General features: G+C 45.5%; 22 protein-coding genes. 21 read left to right on the top strand and 1 reads right to left on the bottom strand.

Going from position 1 to position 17,699, the window contains the following annotated elements; all coding sequences use genetic code 11:
- The 4 genes from coaE to ACTQ1O_RS06040 all read left to right on the top strand — a co-directional run bounded on the left by coaE (position 1) and on the right by ACTQ1O_RS06040 (position 3,204).
- Positions 1–612, top strand: coding sequence for a dephospho-CoA kinase (coaE, locus tag ACTQ1O_RS06055; RefSeq protein ID WP_441486544.1), 612 nt, complete (start codon positions 1–3; stop codon positions 610–612).
- A 30-nt stretch (positions 613–642) separates the two neighbouring features.
- Positions 643–1,440, top strand: a complete 798-nt coding sequence (locus tag ACTQ1O_RS06050) for an MBL fold metallo-hydrolase (RefSeq protein WP_441486543.1) — start codon at positions 643–645, stop codon at positions 1,438–1,440.
- 110 nt (positions 1,441–1,550) lie between these two features.
- Positions 1,551–1,823 carry an ACT domain-containing protein gene (locus ACTQ1O_RS06045; RefSeq protein ID WP_441475095.1) on the top strand — a complete coding sequence of 91 codons (273 nt, stop codon included), beginning with the start codon at positions 1,551–1,553 and terminating at the stop codon, positions 1,821–1,823.
- 16 nt (positions 1,824–1,839) lie between these two features.
- The gene (locus ACTQ1O_RS06040) at positions 1,840–3,204 is read left to right on the top strand and encodes a PFL family protein (RefSeq protein ID WP_441486542.1); all 1,365 of its coding nucleotides are present in this window, start codon (positions 1,840–1,842) and stop codon (positions 3,202–3,204) included.
- Between the two features lie 216 nt (positions 3,205–3,420).
- Here ACTQ1O_RS06040 and ACTQ1O_RS06035 read toward each other — a convergent pair whose 3' ends face one another.
- A complete protein-coding gene (locus ACTQ1O_RS06035) occupies positions 3,421–4,722 on the bottom strand; it encodes a tRNA(Met) cytidine acetate ligase (protein WP_441486541.1) in 1,302 nt (433 codons plus the stop codon).
- Between the two features lie 313 nt (positions 4,723–5,035).
- Here ACTQ1O_RS06035 and pta point away from each other — a divergent pair, with 313 nt between their 5' ends.
- The 17 genes from pta (at position 5,036) to ACTQ1O_RS05950 (ending at position 17,698) form a co-directional block, all read left to right on the top strand.
- Complete coding sequence (gene pta / locus ACTQ1O_RS06030; protein WP_441486540.1) at positions 5,036–6,034, top strand: phosphate acetyltransferase; 999 nt, start codon at positions 5,036–5,038, stop codon at positions 6,032–6,034.
- Between the two features lie 176 nt (positions 6,035–6,210).
- Positions 6,211–7,413, top strand: coding sequence for an acetate kinase (locus ACTQ1O_RS06025; RefSeq protein ID WP_441486539.1), 1,203 nt, complete (start codon positions 6,211–6,213; stop codon positions 7,411–7,413).
- Positions 7,414–7,558: 145 nt separating this feature from the next.
- Entirely contained in the window at positions 7,559–7,864 is a 306-nt protein-coding gene (locus ACTQ1O_RS06020) for a hypothetical protein (RefSeq protein ID WP_441486538.1), read from the top strand.
- 116 nt (positions 7,865–7,980) lie between these two features.
- Entirely contained in the window at positions 7,981–8,553 is a 573-nt protein-coding gene (locus ACTQ1O_RS06015) for a hypothetical protein (protein WP_441486537.1), read from the top strand.
- Between the two features lie 20 nt (positions 8,554–8,573).
- Positions 8,574–8,816 (top strand): hypothetical protein, encoded by a 243-nt coding sequence (locus ACTQ1O_RS06010; protein ID WP_441486536.1) that lies wholly within the window; start codon positions 8,574–8,576, stop codon positions 8,814–8,816.
- Entirely contained in the window at positions 8,813–9,004 is a 192-nt protein-coding gene (locus tag ACTQ1O_RS06005; RefSeq protein ID WP_441486535.1) for a helix-turn-helix domain-containing protein, read from the top strand. Before ACTQ1O_RS06010 ends, ACTQ1O_RS06005 begins: the two co-directional genes overlap by 4 nt.
- 24 nt (positions 9,005–9,028) lie before the next feature.
- On the top strand, positions 9,029–9,622 hold the full coding sequence (locus ACTQ1O_RS06000) for a hypothetical protein (protein ID WP_441486534.1): 594 nt from the start codon (positions 9,029–9,031) through the stop codon (positions 9,620–9,622).
- An 81-nt stretch (positions 9,623–9,703) separates the two neighbouring features.
- A complete protein-coding gene (locus ACTQ1O_RS05995; RefSeq protein ID WP_441486533.1) occupies positions 9,704–10,462 on the top strand; it encodes a ParA family protein in 759 nt (252 codons plus the stop codon).
- A 1-nt stretch (position 10,463) separates the two neighbouring features.
- On the top strand, positions 10,464–11,435 hold the full coding sequence (locus ACTQ1O_RS05990; RefSeq protein ID WP_441486532.1) for a ParB N-terminal domain-containing protein: 972 nt from the start codon (positions 10,464–10,466) through the stop codon (positions 11,433–11,435).
- Between the two features lie 313 nt (positions 11,436–11,748).
- Positions 11,749–12,075: a hypothetical protein gene (locus tag ACTQ1O_RS05985; RefSeq protein WP_441486531.1), complete on the top strand. Its 327-nt coding sequence runs from the start codon at positions 11,749–11,751 to the stop codon at positions 12,073–12,075.
- A gap of 358 nt (positions 12,076–12,433) precedes the next feature.
- Positions 12,434–12,781: a hypothetical protein gene (locus tag ACTQ1O_RS05980; protein WP_441486530.1), complete on the top strand. Its 348-nt coding sequence runs from the start codon at positions 12,434–12,436 to the stop codon at positions 12,779–12,781.
- The gene (locus tag ACTQ1O_RS05975; protein ID WP_441486529.1) at positions 12,775–13,107 is read left to right on the top strand and encodes a replication initiator protein A; all 333 of its coding nucleotides are present in this window, start codon (positions 12,775–12,777) and stop codon (positions 13,105–13,107) included. Before ACTQ1O_RS05980 ends, ACTQ1O_RS05975 begins: the two co-directional genes overlap by 7 nt.
- A 13-nt stretch (positions 13,108–13,120) precedes the next feature.
- Complete coding sequence (locus tag ACTQ1O_RS05970) at positions 13,121–13,960, top strand: replication initiator protein A (RefSeq protein ID WP_441486528.1); 840 nt, start codon at positions 13,121–13,123, stop codon at positions 13,958–13,960.
- Positions 13,887–14,345 carry a DUF6017 domain-containing protein gene (locus ACTQ1O_RS05965; RefSeq protein ID WP_441486527.1) on the top strand — a complete coding sequence of 153 codons (459 nt, stop codon included), beginning with the start codon at positions 13,887–13,889 and terminating at the stop codon, positions 14,343–14,345. The genes ACTQ1O_RS05970 and ACTQ1O_RS05965 overlap by 74 nt, the downstream gene beginning before the upstream one ends.
- A gap of 21 nt (positions 14,346–14,366) precedes the next feature.
- Entirely contained in the window at positions 14,367–15,158 is a 792-nt protein-coding gene (locus tag ACTQ1O_RS05960) for a hypothetical protein (protein ID WP_441486526.1), read from the top strand.
- Between the two features lie 96 nt (positions 15,159–15,254).
- Positions 15,255–15,470, top strand: coding sequence for a hypothetical protein (locus tag ACTQ1O_RS05955; RefSeq protein ID WP_441486525.1), 216 nt, complete (start codon positions 15,255–15,257; stop codon positions 15,468–15,470).
- Between the two features lie 56 nt (positions 15,471–15,526).
- The gene (locus tag ACTQ1O_RS05950; RefSeq protein WP_441486524.1) at positions 15,527–17,698 is read left to right on the top strand and encodes a peptidase domain-containing ABC transporter; all 2,172 of its coding nucleotides are present in this window, start codon (positions 15,527–15,529) and stop codon (positions 17,696–17,698) included.
- Position 17,699: the final 1 nt, after the last annotated feature.

Raw genomic sequence — 17,699 nt, 5'->3', positions numbered from 1 at the left:
TTGAAAATAATCGGAATTACCGGCGGCGTCGGAAGCGGAAAAAGCGAGGTCATGAAGTATCTGGAGACCCATTACGACTGTGATCTGATCCGCTCGGATGAGCTGGCACATACGATGATGAAGAAGGGACAGGCCTGCTACGGCCCGATTCTTGACCTGCTTGGGCCTGGTGTTCTGGCCCCCGACGGTGAGTTTGACCGGAAAGCCGTTGCGGCAAAAATCTTTGCGGACAAGGGGCTTCTGGAACAGATGAACCGGATCACACATCCGGCTGTCCGCAGAAGCATTGCCCTGTCCATGAAAGAGGCGGAGACAGAGGGCCGGCCGTTTTTCTTTCTCGAGGCAGCCCTTCTGATCGAGGAAAAATATGATGAAATCTGCGATGAATTATGGTATGTTTATGCAGATGCGGAGGTAAGGAAGAAACGTCTCCGGGAAAGCCGGGGGTATTCTGACGCGAAAATAAGGGAGATCATGGCCAATCAGCTCCCGGATTCCGAGTTCCGGAGAATATGTGCGTTTGTTCTCGATAACAGCGGCCCGTTTCCGGATACCATTCGCCAGATTGACGCCAGAATGCGTTCCTTCGGGCCGCAGACGAACACCGATTAATCATTTTAGAACAGAGGAAGCGTATTATATATGAAAATGTGCAGTCTCTCCAGCGGAAGCAGCGGCAACTGCATTTTCGTCGGAAGCGAGCATACCAGTCTTCTTGTCGATGCCGGGATTTCCGGCAGGCGGACAGAGCAGGGGCTCAACACCATCGGATATACCGGGAAGGATATTGACGGAATCCTGATCACCCATGAGCACTCGGACCATATCAAGGGTCTGGGCGTTCTTTCAAGGAAACTGAATCTTCCGATCTATGCCACAAAGGGAACCTGGGACGCGATCCGGAGTAAAAATTCAACCGGAAAAATCCCGGAAGATCTTTTTCACGAAATCCGTCCGGACCAGACGCTGCGGATCGGAGATCTTGACGTCGAACCCTTCAGCATTATGCACGACGCCGCAGACCCTGTAGGGTATCGGATCTGCAGCGACGGGCGTTCCTGCGCCGTGGCGACCGATATGGGAACCTACACAGATTATACAATCCGTCATCTGCAGTATCTGGATGCCATTCTGCTGGAGGCCAATCACGACGTCAACATGCTGGAGGCCGGACGCTATCCATATCCGCTGAAGGTCCGCATTCTAAGCGACAGAGGCCACCTCTCCAATGAAACTTCCGGACAGCTTCTCTGTCAGATTCTGCATGACAACATCCGGCATATTTTTCTGGGCCACCTGAGCGCGGAGAACAACTATCCCGCCCTCGCCTATGAAACCGTATGCAGTGAAGTCACCATGGGAGAAAATCCCTACAAGTCCGGCGACTTCCCGATTACCGTCGCAAGAAGAGATACGGTAAGCGAATTCGCGGAATTCTGAAAAAAGCCGTGCATCTTCCACGAATCGTAGTATAATCGAACAAACAACGCAAACCGAAGGTGTCCCTGATCTATCATTCAGGCACCGCTATTCACCGAGGAGACAAGATCATGAAAAAAACAATCATCACAGTCACCGGAAAAGATACTGTCGGCATTATCGCCAGGGTCTGCAACTACCTTGCAGAGAATAATGTGAATATCGAAGATATCTCCCAGACCATTCTGCAGGGATATTTCCATATGATGATGATCACCGATGCGTCCAAATCCGAGAAGAATACTGCGGAACTCGCCGAGGATCTGAAGAAAGTCGGAGAGGAGATCGGTGTAATGATTCACTGCCAGCGGGAAGACATCTTCGACATGATGCACAGAATCTGAACAGAAAGGTACAGCCATGATTAACATTTTTGAAGCAAATGAAACCAATGAAATGATCGAAAACGAAAATCTGGACGTGCGTACCATTACTCTCGGCATCAGCCTTCTGGATTGCATCGATTCAAACCTGGACCGTCTGAACCAGAAGATCTATGACAAGATCACAACACTTGCCCGCAACCTGGTGCAGACCGGCAAAGACATCGAGGCCGAGTACGGCATCCCGATCGTCAATAAACGGATTTCCGTGACACCGATTGCCCTGATCGGAGGCGCAGCCTGCAAGACACCGGAGGATTTTGTGACAATCGCCGAAACGCTGGACCGAGCAGCTCATACCGTCGGCGTCAACTTCCTCGGCGGTTATTCCGCCCTTGTATCCAAGGGCATGACAAAGGCTGACGAGCTCCTGATCCGTTCTATTCCGATGGCAATGGCGCGCACCGAACTTGTATGCAGCTCCATCAATGTCGGTTCCACAAAGACCGGCATCAACATGGACGCGGTGAAGCTGATGGGCGAGATCGTGAGAAGCACCGCGGAGGCGACGAAGGACAACAACTGCCTCGGCTGCGCGAAGCTCGTTATTTTCTGCAACGCGCCGGATGACAACCCCTTCATGGCAGGCGCCTTCCACGGCGTCACGGAGGCGGATGCCATCATCAATGTCGGCGTATCCGGCCCCGGCGTTGTAAAGCATGCGCTGGAAAAGGTAAGAGGGGAGAATTTCGAGATTCTCTGCGAGACCATCAAGAAGACCGCCTTCAAAGTCACCCGTGTGGGACAGCTCGTCGCCAGAGAAGCATCAAGACGTCTCGGCGTCCCCTTTGGCATTATTGATCTGTCTCTGGCTCCGACTCCCGCGGTCGGCGACTCTGTGGCGGACATTCTTGAGGAGATCGGCGTGGAATCTGTCGGTGCTCCCGGAACGACAGCTGCACTTGCCCTTCTGAACGACCAGGTAAAAAAAGGCGGCGTTATGGCTTCCTCCTATGTCGGCGGACTCTCCGGTGCCTTCATTCCGGTCAGTGAGGACCAGGGAATGATCAATGCCGTTAACCGCGGTTCACTCTGTATGGAAAAGCTCGAGGCGATGACCTGTGTCTGCTCCGTCGGTCTTGACATGATTGCTATCCCCGGAAACACAAAGAGCACTACCATCTCCGGCATCATCGCCGATGAGATGGCAATCGGCATGATCAACCAGAAGACAACGGCAGTCCGTGTAATTCCTGCCATCGGTAAGGATGTCGGAGATTCCCTGGAGTTCGGAGGTCTCCTCGGAAGCGCGCCGATCATGCCGGTCAGCCGCTTCGGATGCGACGCACTGATCAGCCGCACCGGCAGAATCCCTGCCCCGGTACACAGTTTCAAGAACTGACAGCGTTTCATCTGCAGAAAACAGACGGTCTCCCTTCTTGCGGGAGCCGTCTTTTTCTTTGCCCGGATGACCACGCCTAACATTCTTGTCGTATCGTCCTTCTGCCGCCTCTGTCAGAATCCAGGTGACCACCCGGACTACCTGTTATATTTTCCAACTGCCGCCTCTGTCAGCCTCTGATCTCCGCCACGCATGGACCGGACTTCAGCATTCTCATCATACCCGGATTACCTGTCTCCTGAATTCATGAATAAAATCCTGACCGCTCTTCACTGACCGGACCGATTCGTACAGATTCGACGCGAATACATCGGCCCGGGTCAGCTCCGGCGGAAGAGATGAGATTTTTGCCACAGGACAGAGCCGTCCCGTTCCTCCTGTCTTGATCTCCCTCAGTACCTCCCGTCCTTTTTCAGAGAACCCAAGCAGATGTACATATTCCGGATGAAGTGCCCGGCTCAGATCATCCTCCCGGATATTCAGAAGAATATGGAGCAGTGCGCGGTTCATCTGCGTCACCGGATAATTTTTTGCCGAGAGCAGTTCTGCAAATTGTGAAAATGACCGGTATCTGCTCAGATGATTTCGTATCCTCAGAGCAAGATCTTCCGTCACATCCAGATACTGTGAAAATGTCCGGCTCTCCGGCGCTTCCTTCCCGCTCCCTTTTACCTCCGTCACACCTGAATGCCTGAAGATATTCCCGCTCTCCTCCCGCAGCAGCTGATACCGCAGCATCGCGGAAAAATCGTCTTCCCGGACAGGAGCGGACGAACGGCAGGCATCCCTGAGAATGTTGTACACCCGTGGCGGAACAGAGTCCTCCAGAAGTTCGGGACCATTCTTCTCAAAAATCTGACAACGGATTGCGGATGCCGAATTATAGCCGTTTTCCTGTTTAAAGATGCTGTCATTGAAGCCGGCTCCGAGCCTTTGAATCGTCCTCGGTACAACGGCGCTGGCTGTTTTTTCGAGAGCGATGCAGTACTCCAGACCCAGAATATTATTCGGCATGCTCAGAAACTCCCGGATTTCTTCACCCATCCTCGGTGTTCCCTTATCTTTGAAATAACCGATGAGTGCCTCTTCCCTCGCACGGGGAAAAGAGAACCCTGCAGCCAGCCATTTTCTGAGAAGGGACCGGTATTTCTCCGGCTCAGTGGAGAGAACCGGCGCGAGCAGACGGAACATGTCCATTTTCCCGGATTCACTTCCGAACCACAGTTCATCGACCACGCCGATTCCATTCAAAACAGCCACGGAGCCCTCCGCAAACCGCTGGGCGGACGAAGCGGCGGCTGCCGTCGGAAGCTCCAGCACCAGATCACATCCGCCCGCGAGAGCCATTGCCGTCCGCGTATACTTATCGAATACTGCAGGCATCCCCCTCTGTACAAAATCGCCGCTCATAACCGCCACCACAGCGTCAGCGCCGGAAATCTCCCTCGCCTTCCTGACCAGATATGCGTGACCGTTATGGAACGGATTGTATTCCGCTATGATACCGATTATCTTCATGAACATTCTCCTCGAAAAACCTGCTGCAGGACTGATTTTTCTGCACTTTATCATATCGTATCATGATATGCCTTCTCCTGGCAAAAGGAAATGGATCTTCCGGGACTTTCCCCTCGGGCAACCCTGTCTGGAGACGACCGGATCCTCCTGTTTTTCTGCTTTTGTATTATTTATAATACAATTTTACTGCTTGTCGAAGGCCTGAGAAGGTACTATACTTTATTCATGAAAGTGAGTGCGTACAGGTATGTTGCGGACTTTTCAATCAGTGTGTTCGGAATGCGTTAAGGCATATCCAGAAAGGAGCCTGGAAATGGCATTTATTGACAGTATCAAAGAAAAAGCAAAATCCAACAAGAAAACAATCGTATTACCGGAGTCGATGGACCAGCGCACCTATGAGGCCGCTGTAAAGTGCACCAGAGAGGGCATCGCGAACATCATTATTCTCGGTACCCCTGAAGATATCCAGAACCACGGTACCGGTTATGATCTGACAGGAATCACGATCCTTGATCCTTTCACCGATCCGAACCGCCAGAAATATATTGACAAATTCGTTGAGCTTCGCGCAAAGAAGGGCGTTACACCTGAGATCGCAGAGCAGCAGATGACCAAGGACTATATGTATTATGCATGTCTGATGTGCAAGTGCGGAGATGCCGACGGCGTTGTTTCCGGCGCATGCCATTCCACAGGCAACACCATCCGTCCTGCGCTTCAGCTTCTGAAGACAAAACCCGGCGTAAAGAGCGTTTCCGGATTCTTCATCGTAGAAGTTCCGAACTGCCCGTATGGTGAGAACGGTACCTTCCTCTTCGCCGACTGCGCTGTCAATACTGATTTCGATTCTGAGAAGCTTGCAGAGATCGCAGGCCTTTCCGCTGACTCTTTCCGCGCATACATCGGAGCGGAGCCGAAGGTCGCTATGCTTTCCTTCTCCACAAAGGGCAGCGCAAAGCACGACAATGTAACCATGGTAGCAGAGGCAGCAAAGATCGCGAAGGAGAAATATCCTCAGGTGAAGATCGACGGAGAGCTTCAGTTTGACGCGGCTATTGTTCCGGAAGTTGCGAAACTCAAAGCTCCGGTCAGCGAGGTTGCCGGCCACGCCAACACCCTGATCTTCCCGAGCCTTGAGGCAGGAAATATCGGATATAAGATCGCGCAGAGACTGGCTCACGCGAATGCGTACGGTCCGGTTCTGCAGGGTCTTTCCATGCCGGTTAACGATCTGTCCCGTGGATGCTTTGCAGATGATATCGTAGGCGTCGTAGCCATGACAGCAGTAGAAGCCATGATGAACAGCTGATTTCCGGTCATTCTTTTGCAAAACAAATCGAGAAATAACCGAACCCCCAGAAGGCTCGGTTATTTCTTTGCGTCCTTTGTAAATCCGCTGTCCGTCACGGATGGCGTCTGCGGCAGGCTTTTCCACCTGTGTGCAGGATATAATCTATATAATCACATGATCAGGAGGGTTTATTCATGAAAGTTTTAGTCATTAACTGTGGAAGTTCTTCTCTGAAATATCAGCTGATCGACTCGGATTCCGAGGAGGTTCTTGCCAAGGGACTCTGCGAGCGTATCGGTATCGACGGCCGTCTCGTATATCAGAAGGAAGGTCTCGACAAGGAAATCACAGAAGCACCGATGCCGACACACAAGGAAGCCATCAAGATGGTTCTCGATGCGCTCACCAATGACAAGACCGGCGCGATCCGCTCCCTGAAGGAGATCGATGCGGTAGGTCATCGTGTCGTACACGGCGGCGAGAAGTTCGCGTGCTCCGCAAAAGTAGACGATGCCATGATCAAGGCACTGGAAGACTGCTCCGATCTGGCACCGCTTCACAACCCTGCGAACCTGATCGGAATCAATGTCTGCAAGGAGCTTATGCCGGGCGTTCCGATGGTCGGCTGCTTCGACACTGCCTTCCATCAGACCATGCCGGAGAAGGCATATCTGTACGCGATTCCGATTGAGTATTATGAGAAGTACCGCATCCGCAAATACGGCTTCCACGGCACAAGCCACAGCTTTGTCTCCAGGGAAACCGCAAAGTTTCTCGGTCTCGATCTCAACAACAGCAAGATCATCGTCTGCCATCTGGGCAACGGCGCGTCGGTCAGCGCTGTGAAGAACGGCAAATGCGTGGACACCTCCATGGGCCTTACTCCTCTTGCCGGTCTTGCCATGGGAACCCGCTCCGGCGACCTTGATCCTTCCGTTGTTGAATTCCTCGGAAAGAAGCTGAATCTCGATGCTTCCGGTATCCTTAACATTCTGAACAAGAAGTCCGGCGTATACGGTCTCTCAAGAGGACTTTCCAGTGACTTCAGGGATCTGGCCGATGCGGCGAAGAAGGGGAATCACGACGCAGAGGTTGCGCTTGAGGTATTCGCGTACCGCGTAAAAACCACCATCGGTGCTTATGTGGCGGCTATGGACGGCGTTGACGCAATCGCGTTCACGGCAGGAATCGGAGAGAACGACGGAGCCACCCGCGCCAGAATCATGGACGGCTTCAGCTACCTCGGCATCAAGATTGATCCCGAGAAGAACAAGCTCCGCGGACAGAACGTAAAAATCTCCACAGACGACTCCAAGGTAGCTGTCTGCGTCATCCCGACAAACGAGGAACTCGCGATCTGCCGCGACACCGTAGCGATCCTCGGCGGAGACAAATAATTTTTCCTCGGCGGAGACAGGTGTGTTTTAAAATGAATTGCGAAAGGAGATATTAAATCTCCACTCGCAATTCTTTCCCCTTAAAAATAGTGTTGCGAGAAAATCTCGCAGCACTATTTTTTTATTTTTCAGAAGGAGAAAAACTATGAAAAAGATCATCAATGGCAAGGAGTACGACACGAACACAGCAAAGTGTGTGGCAGACTGGGAGAATGGATATGGTCATAACGATTTTATAAGTGTGGAAGAGCATCTGTACCGCAAGAAAACCGGAGAGTTTTTCCTTCACGGTGAGGGCGGTGCTATGACAGAGTATGCGGAACATTGTTTCAACGGATACTGCTATGGCGAAAAGATCATTCCCTTTTCTGTGGGTGAAGCAAAGGAGTGGGCAAAGAACCATCTGGACGGTGACACATACGAAGATATATTCGGCTCTGTCGAAGAATAATCCAAAGCTGTCCTAACGGCAAGATGGGGAGAAAGGAAAGAGATCTTATAAAATGGCTTTATGAATTCGGACCATTTTCGGGAATTAGAATGTAAAAAAAGGAAGGAACAACAGGAATGAGGGACATGAATAGCGGATATGACGGATACAGAATGTCGAAAAGGGCTTCCGAAGCGTACAGGAATGGCGAGAAGCCGTTTTCGAAATGGACGAAGAAGGAGATTGTCTCACTTTCCGGAGATGAAAGGATGGCGGGATATCCTCTTTCCGTCTTGAGACAGTACTTTCTTTGTCAATCAAGTTGGCACCACACATCACGGTATGCCAACAGAACAGATTTCTTCTCAATCAGCGAGGACGCCATCAGAAACATCGACATCGACGAGCTGGACAGAATCAACGAGCTGGACAGGAAGCAGAGACAGGCATCCGCCATAGAGAAGCCGAAGAAGGCTATCATCTCATATGGCGAATGGATAGGAACGAGAAGCCATCCCCGTCTCGCAATGCGAGAGGAATACGCCATAGTTATCGGGCGTTGGGCGTACCTCGAATCGGGAAAGAGGAAGGACCTCTCCGGCAAGCATGTCGAGTCGTGCAGGACGCTCGAAAGAGCACCAAGAGGAACGGCTCCCGTGTTCCGCAATATCGAGAAGGCGATGAAGAAGAGGAGGAAAGAAACAAGCTAAATAGAAAGGAGGATTGACAAATGCCTTTTAAAAGAAAAAAGAGAGAATATAAGATGCCGGATAGCTACGCACTTTCTGTGGTCCGAGACGTAAAAGCAAGTGATCAGCGAGCTGGATATATCCGGCCACCGCAGTACTACGACTGCTACCGGAAATTGCTTTCTGACAAGTTTCGGAGATACAAACAGGCTGACTTTGAGCTGGACGTAAAGCGTCTTGGACCCAGTCACTACACAAAATTAAATGAGGTAACGCTTGGATGAGACATTTGACTTTTGCAGACCGAAAAAAGATCGAAGCATATATCCATGATGGATGCCTGCCTAGGGAAATTGCAGAAAAAACAGGCTTTCACATAGCAACGATCTATCGGGAATTACAAAGGGGGATTAAGGGAGAAAACTTTAATACTTATTCGGCAGAATATGCAGAAAAGATGAAATTGCGATAGTTCTGATGCTGGGAAGGGGATGTGATGGAAAATGATGATTTCGATCTAAATGGAAATGACTTATTCTTTCTGCTTGCCCACTACGAAGAAGAACTAAGAAGCCTGACTCAGAAAATCAGCCATCTGTACGATATGATCGTATCCATACAGAAAGAATCTGCAGAAAAGATACGACAAGCCTCTTTCCATCCGCAAAATACGGATCTGGGTGCAAGAATCCAAACTTCCGGTGGTTCTGATCTTTTTATTGTTCTTCAGTCTGTATCTCAGATCAAAAAAGAAGAGGTCCAGGACATCAGCGAACAGATTGCTGTGGTCAAGGCTCGAAAAGATCAATTAACCAGAATTAAAATTTCGTATGATCTGATTTCAAATTGCTGGGAAAAAGAAATATTTGAGGTTTTTCTGAAAGCAGAGAAGATGAAAAGAAATCCAGAGCCAATGATCTTACAAAAGGGAATTCAGCGTAGCCGTGCATATAAGATACGGAAAAAAATGTTGGAGACATTAACCGGGATTTATGCGAGCGATCTCACAACGCTCCAACTGCTGCAGATATCTCCGATGGGGCTGAAAAAGGCACAAAACTTGTTTTTGAAAGAGCAAGGGCACAATTAATTAAAAAAGGAACCCGGTACTGCATGTGGGATGGAGCCCAGGATGCAATACTTGAAATAAGTGTAAAGAAAGGTGGCAACCATGAAAACAATCACGATTTGGAACCGAAAAGGTGGAGTAGGAAAGACAACCATTTCCTTTAACCTTGGATCAGAACTGGCAAAGGAAGGGCATCGGATTCTCTTTCTTGATCTCGATTCCCAAGCTAATTTGACCTATTTCTTTGAACCGGAACTTCGGCGGAAAAAGTGTTCCTATCCGGATATTTCGGAGTTGGCAGAAAAACATGCTGAAAGCGTAAAGCCTGGTATTTATATTTCGGAACGGTTCAAGAACGTGTCCTATGCCAGGGGATCGAACCAAACATCTGAATTTGAGTTTCTGGATGATTTGAAAAAGATGCTTCTTCCGGTAGAAGATCTGTATGATTTCTGTATTATCGACTGTCCTCCGGACGCACATTCTGCAAGTCAGAATGCGATTGTGGCAAGCGATCTTCTCCTGGTGCCGATTTTTTTGGACGGATTTTCAATTTCCAATTTAAACCTTATTTCTTCTACGATCGAAGATTTGGAAGATGCTTCTGGAAAGAAAATCAACTGGTCTGCCGTAATCAATCACTTAACAATGACAAAGGACCAGATGAATAAGCTGGATGATCTTACGAATCATCACGATTATCCGGTTTCCGATATCTTTATCCGGAACACGGCAAAGGTCAATAGCAGCCTTTCTCTGTTCAAGCCACTCCTTATGCATCGAAAAACCGCAGACGTTACCAAAGATTTTGAAGAGTTGGCCCAGGATGTCCTGAGTCGTTTTGCAGAAAAGGAGGCATGATATGGGAAGATTGCAGAGAATCCAGGCAATGTCTTCTTTCGCTGAACCGAAAGCAACTACGCCTTCGCTCCATATTCGGAACATTGACTATCACCAGTTGGAGGAAAGTCCCTATCAATATCGGGATCTGACACCGGAAAGCGTACATCGGTTGGCTGATATTATACTTCTGGATGGAAGAGTATTGGAACCATTGATTGTCCGGAAGAAGGCAGGAGATACCTTTGAGATTTTGTCCGGGCATAAGCGGTATCGGGCTTGCAAATATCTCGTGGAAGAAGAGCAGGAAGAATCGTTTTCCATGATCCCATGCTGCGTCATGAACGATATGGATGATGTCCGGGCAGAATTTACGGTTTATTCGACCAATGCCTATGACCAGAAAACTTCCTACGAAATCACACAAGAGATTAATGGCATGAAGAAACTCCTGGATTCCTATCCGGAAACGTTTCAAAGGCCGAAGGGAAAACGGACCGTCGAGATGATTGCCGAAGAGCTGCATCTGTCTCCTTCTACCGTAAAAATCCATCAGGCGATCAGCAACCGTCTGGGTGAGAGCGGAATGGAGCAGTACAAGGACGGTGCTCTGACCAAAGATGCTGCCTACGAACTGTCCAAACTTCCGGTAGAAAAGCAGGATTCTCTTTTGGAAAAGGGAGTGACCACAGCAAAGGAGATCAAAAAAAACATTAAAAAAGTAGAATCGGAACATTTTGTGTCAGATTCTGACACAGAAGAATCTGAACCCGGAACTTTTCAGTTTTCTCGTAAGACAGATAAAACTGAGAAAAACGAACCAAAGCAGTTGGATCAGAACAAAAATAAAATCATCAATCCACAGAAAGAGACTCTCCAGGAAGCAGTTCACATTGGTATCTGTCCTTTCTGCAGAAGAAGGCTGATTTTCGAATCCGGCTTTAATTTTTGCGGATATTGTGGAAGCCAAGTCCTGTGGGTCTTGGAAGAATGAGGAGAAGAAAAGAAATACGGAATTGAAGAGGAATAGAATTAACAATCTACCATTATTCCTTGTCGAATGTGCGTAGAGAGAAAAGAGGGAGAGGAGAAATGGAATGATTTTTCGAAAAAAAAGAAATCGAGCAAGGTCATTTCGGTCTGTTTTGGAAAGAAACAATCGGATCGAAGACTCAATGGATGAAGATTCCCTGGAAACGATTGAGGTTACAACTTGTCCTTATTGTGGAGCAAAACTAATGATTTTTGATTCCAAAACCAAATTCTGCGGTCGTTGCGGAAAAAGGTTCTAAGAAAAGGAGAAAAACATGGAACAGGAAAAAAGGTATGGCCGAATGGTGGATTCGGTAAAAAACGGATCAGCAGTCCCTTTCCAGGTGGAAGGAAAAGACTATTGCGTTATTAAGGAATCCCTGCAAAAGCTTGGGGATGATCCCTTCATTACCGGATACGGTTTCGATGCAGCAAACAATGGCTATCGTTTTGAGTGGTTCATTGCTCCGGATTTTCAAAATATAGAAGAATTGGACTGGTTCAAGGAAAAACACCTTTCGAGGGTCGAGACTCTTCTTTACGGTATTTTTCTCGAAAAACCGATCCGCATCGATTTTGATAAGGTCTGGCCAAATGAATAAGAAAAAAAGGCAAAAAATCGGAAAGGACCTTATTAAAAAGCTGATTCTAGCTCTTATTTCGGTTGGCGTTCTGGTCCTTCTCGATGTTTTCAAATGCAAAAGCCTTCCGTTTTTGTTCCTTCGATTAGCCTGTTTTGGTGTGATGGTTTGGATTCTCTATTCCTTATCCTCCCGCGGCGAATAAGACAGGCTCCCTCTTTCGGGCAATGTCGGCCCATCGCTCATTACGGGAAAGAGGGCTTCCGGGATCTTCCCGGAATGGTTTTACCACCTTTTTTCGCACCTGCGGTGCTCCATCACCGTAGGTGCAACCATAAGTGGTATTCACAAACAACTTGGTATTGGAAAGGAGACATTAATGAATCCTAACAATTTCTCGAAAAAGGACTACCAGAATTTCTTTCAATTTTGCCAGGAAAATCGTCCCGATGTGACAGAACTCTTTCTTCGTTATGAATTGCAATCGCTTCATGAACGATTCGAGCTTGCCATCGATTTCTCCGATGCAGCCTCGAAAAAATATACCGACCATCTGAAAAAGATGCAGCTTGTAATCAAGGAACAGGGACTAGCAGCTGCAGAAGCAATGCTGGAGGAAAACAACCGTCTGAAAAAAGAAATGCAGAAGGCGGATCGAAAGGTTGCCAAGTTACAGCATCAGATCGATTGTTTCTCTAAAAATCTACGGGAGGGCAAGTCATGTTAATGGATTTATTTATCGATTCATATTATCTTCCTTCTTCATTAGTCTCCTCCGAAGAGTATGAGAAGCTTTCCGATTCATCGAAAATCCTTTATAGCATTTTGATGAAAAAATACATAGAGGCTGCAAAGACTGGAAACCGGGACCGATCCGGGAAGGTTTTTATCAATTATTCCCAAAGAGATATGGCATCCGATCTTGGGTGCTCCACACGAAGTATCAGGCGTTACATTTATGAGTTGAAGCAGGCGGGATTGATTGACCATATCAGGAAAAATGCTCCCGGCGATAATGGCTCGATTTTTTTAAATGTTGTAGAAGCATTCTAGACTGGAAGATATCATGGCACCAAAACTTGAACGATTTCATGATTACCGAAAAGGTATTCGATACAACTTCATCCCGATTCCAATGATCCTTATCTATGATGATGCATATCGCTCTATGTCTGCCTATGCAAAGATTCTATATAGTTTAATTTTGAACCGGATGCATCTCTCAGAGCGAAACCATTGGGAAGATGAACAAGGAGTATATATCAAGTACTCGACCACAGAAATCTGTGAAGATCTGCAATGTTCCGACCGATCTGCACTTAAATATCGGAAAGAACTGGTAGACTATGGTCTGATCGAAGTCCAAGTAATGGGACAGGGCAAAGAATCGAAAATCTATCCTTTCGATTTTGCAGAACCACTTCCAGAGCAGGAAGAGACAGTCCCGGAGAAAAAAGACGAAGATATTCCGGTTTCTAATGCCGATATGGATCATGGGAACGAAAAAGCAGAAGAGAATCCAAATGTATCGCAAAAGGAAAATTTCGATAATATCGGCAAAAAATTAGTTGATTTCAATCAAGTAACTGAATATACTGAAAATATAGATAGGACAAAAATGGCCTGTCTTGAACGGAAAAATCTTCCGATCAAGAACGGAAAAAATCTCCGATCAAGAACGGAAAAATCTTCCGATCTAGAACGGAAAAATTTTCCGGCAGAGAAAGAATATATAGAGAAAGATATAAATATATATAATCCATCTATCCATCAAGAAACCCAAAATAGATCTTCCAGCGAACAAAAAGAAAAACAGATGGATGGATGGATGGATGGACAGAAAACAGACGTTCGAACAGCAGATCAAGGAAAAGCTGTCGATTGCTGCCATGAGGCAGCGTACTGACTGGCCAGACTTGGAGATGTATCTGGAACTGTACCAGCTCATTATTGATAGCTGTCGGACAAGCAGTCCAACAATCCGGATCGGAGGCGAAGACTATCCGGCAGCGAAAGTACGAGAACGGTTTCTGGAACTGAACTCGTTTCACCTGGAGTATGTGATCGATGCCATGAAGCATACCAAGACAAAGATCCGCAATATCCGAAGCTATCTTCTGACCGCCTTGTATCGATCTCCGCAAACCATCACAAGCTACTACCAGGCAGAAGTCAATCACGATCTTTACAATCCGGAGAAGCCCAGAGCGGAGAGCGGACCCGGACGATCCAGTCCATCGTATACGGACGAAGAATTAGCTGATTTGGAGCGAAAACTGTTAAGCGATTAACGTGCTAGAAAGGACATCGCCATGAAAAAGTATTTCACAAAGTTTCTTGATCTCATAAAATCGCATAAAAAAATATCTGTTGCCGTCCTTCTGGTTCTTGTATTCTGTCTTGTTGGCGGGATTTGGTTTGCCCAGACAGGAAGTCGGAATAAGGTAACATTGGCTGACAAAGCAAGTGCCGAAAAAGCAAATATCTCTGTAAAGTCCGATAGCAAAGAAGACGAAAAGGTAGATTCTTCCGAGGATTGGAAAGATCCCACGACCGAAGACTCTGAAGAAAAAACGGAGCAGGAAGCTACGGAGAGTACGCCTGCACCCATTGAAAGCAGCACTACTCCCGCTGAAACATCCAAAACGTCAGTTAAGTCAAGCTCTAACAGTTCTGCCAAGACTTCTTCCGGACAGAAGGGATCTGCACAGAAACCAAGCACAAGCAAGGCAAGCTCTGCTTCGACACAGAATACACATCCCAGTAGTCTGGCAGTAAAGCCGACTCAACCGAAACAGAATACACAGACCGCACAACCCGCTCAACCTTCACAGCCTTCCGGCCATTATGAAACGAGACAGGTTCTTGTTTCGGCTGCCTATGACGAACCAATTTATGAAACACAGGCAGTAGGATCTAAATGCAATACTTGTGGGCAGGTTTTTCCGACTTCTGATGCATGGGATGAGCACGCTCAAGATATGGCATTCAATCACAACGATTATACTCATGGAAGTTATACAGTCGTTTTTGATCAGGTTCAAGTTGGCACCAAGCATCATGATGCTGTGTATAAGACACAACAGGTATGGGTGCAGAATTAATAGTTTGTGCATCCACATGCTTTAGAAAGGAAGGTGATTCCAATGCAGTAGTAATTATCCAGTTGATAACTGTTGTTGAATTGGAGGTGTTAAGAAATGAGTAGTATTATCGGAATGACTAAAATGAACGATAATGAAATGAAATTGTATCGGGGAGGGGTATGTAACAGTAATTATGGGTATTATTTTTGCTGCCCATCTTCTGCTAGTAAAATGGTTGCACAAATAAAGAAGTACGAAAATGCTGGTCAACATGCAAAGGCAAGTAAATATATCCAATTTTGCTATGAAGTTTGTGGATACACGGGCTAAAATTTACTGGACGGGTGAGAGAAATCTCACCCTTTTTTTAAAAGGCCAGAAGCCATTTGTATTCAGATGATGTCTTATCACATATTTTACAAGGATATATAATCGTGTTGAAAAAAAATTATAAGTGTGTTCGTCAATATGACACTACAGATTGCGCATGTGCTTGCATTGCTACTATTGCATCTTATTTCGGTATGAAAATTAGTTTAGCTGAGGTAAGAAGAATAACAGAAATGACGGAAGAAGGAGCATCAATTTATGAATTGTGTCATGCTATGAGTAAATTGGGACTAGAAGCTGAAGCATATATCAAGACTGGAGATGAGATTGACATAAGTCAAATAACATATCCGTGTATTGCTTTAACAACTGACTATAATGGTGCTTTCCATTTTATTGTTTTATATGGTGTAAAGAATGGAAAATTAATTGTCGCTGATCCTGCACAGGGATTTCTACGAGTTAATGAACAGATTTTTTTCGAAGGGAATAGAAGCGACAAATTTTATTACAAATGGGAAGGTATTTTAGTAACATGTGAAGTCACTGCAAGATTTAAAGAAATAAAACAGGCTGAAGCTAATTCGCCAGAAAAAAATAATTTTTTGAAAAAGAGTATATTAGACAATAAGAGAAAAATTATTACTATTATTTTGTGCTCTATAGCTTCGGCAATATTTGCTGTTGCGTTTTCTTTTTATTTCGGAACAGTTATTGATTCAGTAGTGCCTTACAAATTATTCTATACCCTAATTTATTATACAGCTATCAGTATACAGATGATTTTGCTAAAGGTTTTGGTAGATTGGTTTCGAGTAGAGAACTCGTTGCAATTGGGAAAAAATATTAGCGAGACTCTATTTAAAAAATATTATCATTGTATTTTAAGATGGCCTCTGTCATTTTTGGAATCAAGAAAAAGCGGGGAAATTCTATCACGTATTCGGGATGTAGCGCAAATAGAAGATGCATGCGTTACGTCGATTTTAATTATTCCTTCTGATATTTTATTGATAGCTATTGTAGGTATTATACTGATCCGGAAAAGCATTAAGATTTTTATTTTATCAATTATAATATTATTAGCATACTTAATTGTTATTGAATCATTCAAAAAAATATATGATTCGCAAAATATTTTATTAAGAAATTCTGATGCACGAGTAACTACTCTTTTAGTTGAATCAATAGAAGGCGCTCAATCTCTACGTGTTAACAGCCTTGAAAATAAAATGATGATTGATGGAACAGACTGTTTTCACTTATGGCAGCAACGTGTTTTTTATCTTGGGGATTTGGAGAATAAACAAGCTGCAATAAAAATGATAATTAATGGTATCGGTGAGGTTGCATTAATATTTATCGGAATAAACGAAGTGATGAATGGAATGCTATCGATAGGAGAATTGGTTACATTAAATATTTTGATTGGGTTTTTATTATCACCCATGAAAGATATTGTTGATTTGCAAACAGTATATCAGGCTGCTAAAGTATCAAAGGAAAGATTGCTTTCTCTAATTAACGTTAAGAGTGGTGAAGATGAAGGTATAGAGATCTGCAAATTTAACAATATTAGGACCAAAAATATAGGATTTGGATATAATTCTTATTCTCGTGTATTGGAAGGCTGTTCTATTGAAATAAATGAAGGGGATAAACTGTTTATAAAAGGCGCTTCCGGGACAGGTAAAACGACGTTTGCAAAAATATTATGTGGATTGTATGAACCGTGTGAAGGCGAAATTTTGTTGAATGATGTGCTTTATAAAAAAATTTCATCTAGATGTATTCATCAAATGATTTATTATGTTTCAGACGATGAATATCTTTTTTCAGGAACAATTGCTTCGAATATTTTTGCTAGTAATGATGCAGATGTTGATTCACTTAATATGCTGATCTCAAGATTAAAATTGGATGCCCTTATATCTAGACTTCCACATGGTATTAATAGTGTTGTAACTGAAAATGGGAAAAATTACTCTAAAGGAGAGCGCCAAAAGATCGCTATGGCTAGAGCGCTATATGCTAAACCTGAGGTTTTGATCATGGATGAAGCATTAGAAGGAGTGGATTCTGAAGATTCAACAGATATTATGAATTTTTTATTGAATATATCGGATTTAACTTTAGTCATGATAAGCCATAATGACTCCTTTTCACAACGATTTGATAAGCAAATAAACATAAATAGTATGGGGAAATGGCTTATTAGTAGAAATTAAT

The organism is Bilifractor sp. LCP21S3_A7, assembly GCF_052118825.1.
Taxonomy (GTDB): domain Bacteria; phylum Bacillota; class Clostridia; order Lachnospirales; family Lachnospiraceae; genus Bilifractor.
Note: the sequence above shows the minus strand (reverse complement) of the source record. Positions and strands in the feature narration are given on the sequence as shown.

Coding starts and splice junctions, on each gene's coding strand:
- ACTQ1O_RS06050 (WP_441486543.1), top strand. CDS start 643: ATGAAAATGTGCAGTCTCTCCAGCGGAAGCAGCGGCAACTGCATTTTC.
- ACTQ1O_RS06045 (WP_441475095.1), top strand. CDS start 1,551: ATGAAAAAAACAATCATCACAGTCACCGGAAAAGATACTGTCGGCATT.
- ACTQ1O_RS06040 (WP_441486542.1), top strand. CDS start 1,840: ATGATTAACATTTTTGAAGCAAATGAAACCAATGAAATGATCGAAAAC.
- ACTQ1O_RS06035 (WP_441486541.1), bottom strand. CDS start 4,722: ATGAAGATAATCGGTATCATAGCGGAATACAATCCGTTCCATAACGGT.
- pta (WP_441486540.1), top strand. CDS start 5,036: ATGGCATTTATTGACAGTATCAAAGAAAAAGCAAAATCCAACAAGAAA.
- ACTQ1O_RS06025 (WP_441486539.1), top strand. CDS start 6,211: ATGAAAGTTTTAGTCATTAACTGTGGAAGTTCTTCTCTGAAATATCAG.
- ACTQ1O_RS06020 (WP_441486538.1), top strand. CDS start 7,559: ATGAAAAAGATCATCAATGGCAAGGAGTACGACACGAACACAGCAAAG.
- ACTQ1O_RS06015 (WP_441486537.1), top strand. CDS start 7,981: ATGAGGGACATGAATAGCGGATATGACGGATACAGAATGTCGAAAAGG.
- ACTQ1O_RS06010 (WP_441486536.1), top strand. CDS start 8,574: ATGCCTTTTAAAAGAAAAAAGAGAGAATATAAGATGCCGGATAGCTAC.
- ACTQ1O_RS06005 (WP_441486535.1), top strand. CDS start 8,813: ATGAGACATTTGACTTTTGCAGACCGAAAAAAGATCGAAGCATATATC.
- ACTQ1O_RS06000 (WP_441486534.1), top strand. CDS start 9,029: ATGGAAAATGATGATTTCGATCTAAATGGAAATGACTTATTCTTTCTG.
- ACTQ1O_RS05995 (WP_441486533.1), top strand. CDS start 9,704: ATGAAAACAATCACGATTTGGAACCGAAAAGGTGGAGTAGGAAAGACA.
- ACTQ1O_RS05990 (WP_441486532.1), top strand. CDS start 10,464: ATGGGAAGATTGCAGAGAATCCAGGCAATGTCTTCTTTCGCTGAACCG.
- ACTQ1O_RS05985 (WP_441486531.1), top strand. CDS start 11,749: ATGGAACAGGAAAAAAGGTATGGCCGAATGGTGGATTCGGTAAAAAAC.
- ACTQ1O_RS05980 (WP_441486530.1), top strand. CDS start 12,434: ATGAATCCTAACAATTTCTCGAAAAAGGACTACCAGAATTTCTTTCAA.
- ACTQ1O_RS05975 (WP_441486529.1), top strand. CDS start 12,775: ATGTTAATGGATTTATTTATCGATTCATATTATCTTCCTTCTTCATTA.
- ACTQ1O_RS05970 (WP_441486528.1), top strand. CDS start 13,121: ATGGCACCAAAACTTGAACGATTTCATGATTACCGAAAAGGTATTCGA.
- ACTQ1O_RS05965 (WP_441486527.1), top strand. CDS start 13,887: ATGGACAGAAAACAGACGTTCGAACAGCAGATCAAGGAAAAGCTGTCG.
- ACTQ1O_RS05960 (WP_441486526.1), top strand. CDS start 14,367: ATGAAAAAGTATTTCACAAAGTTTCTTGATCTCATAAAATCGCATAAA.
- ACTQ1O_RS05955 (WP_441486525.1), top strand. CDS start 15,255: ATGAGTAGTATTATCGGAATGACTAAAATGAACGATAATGAAATGAAA.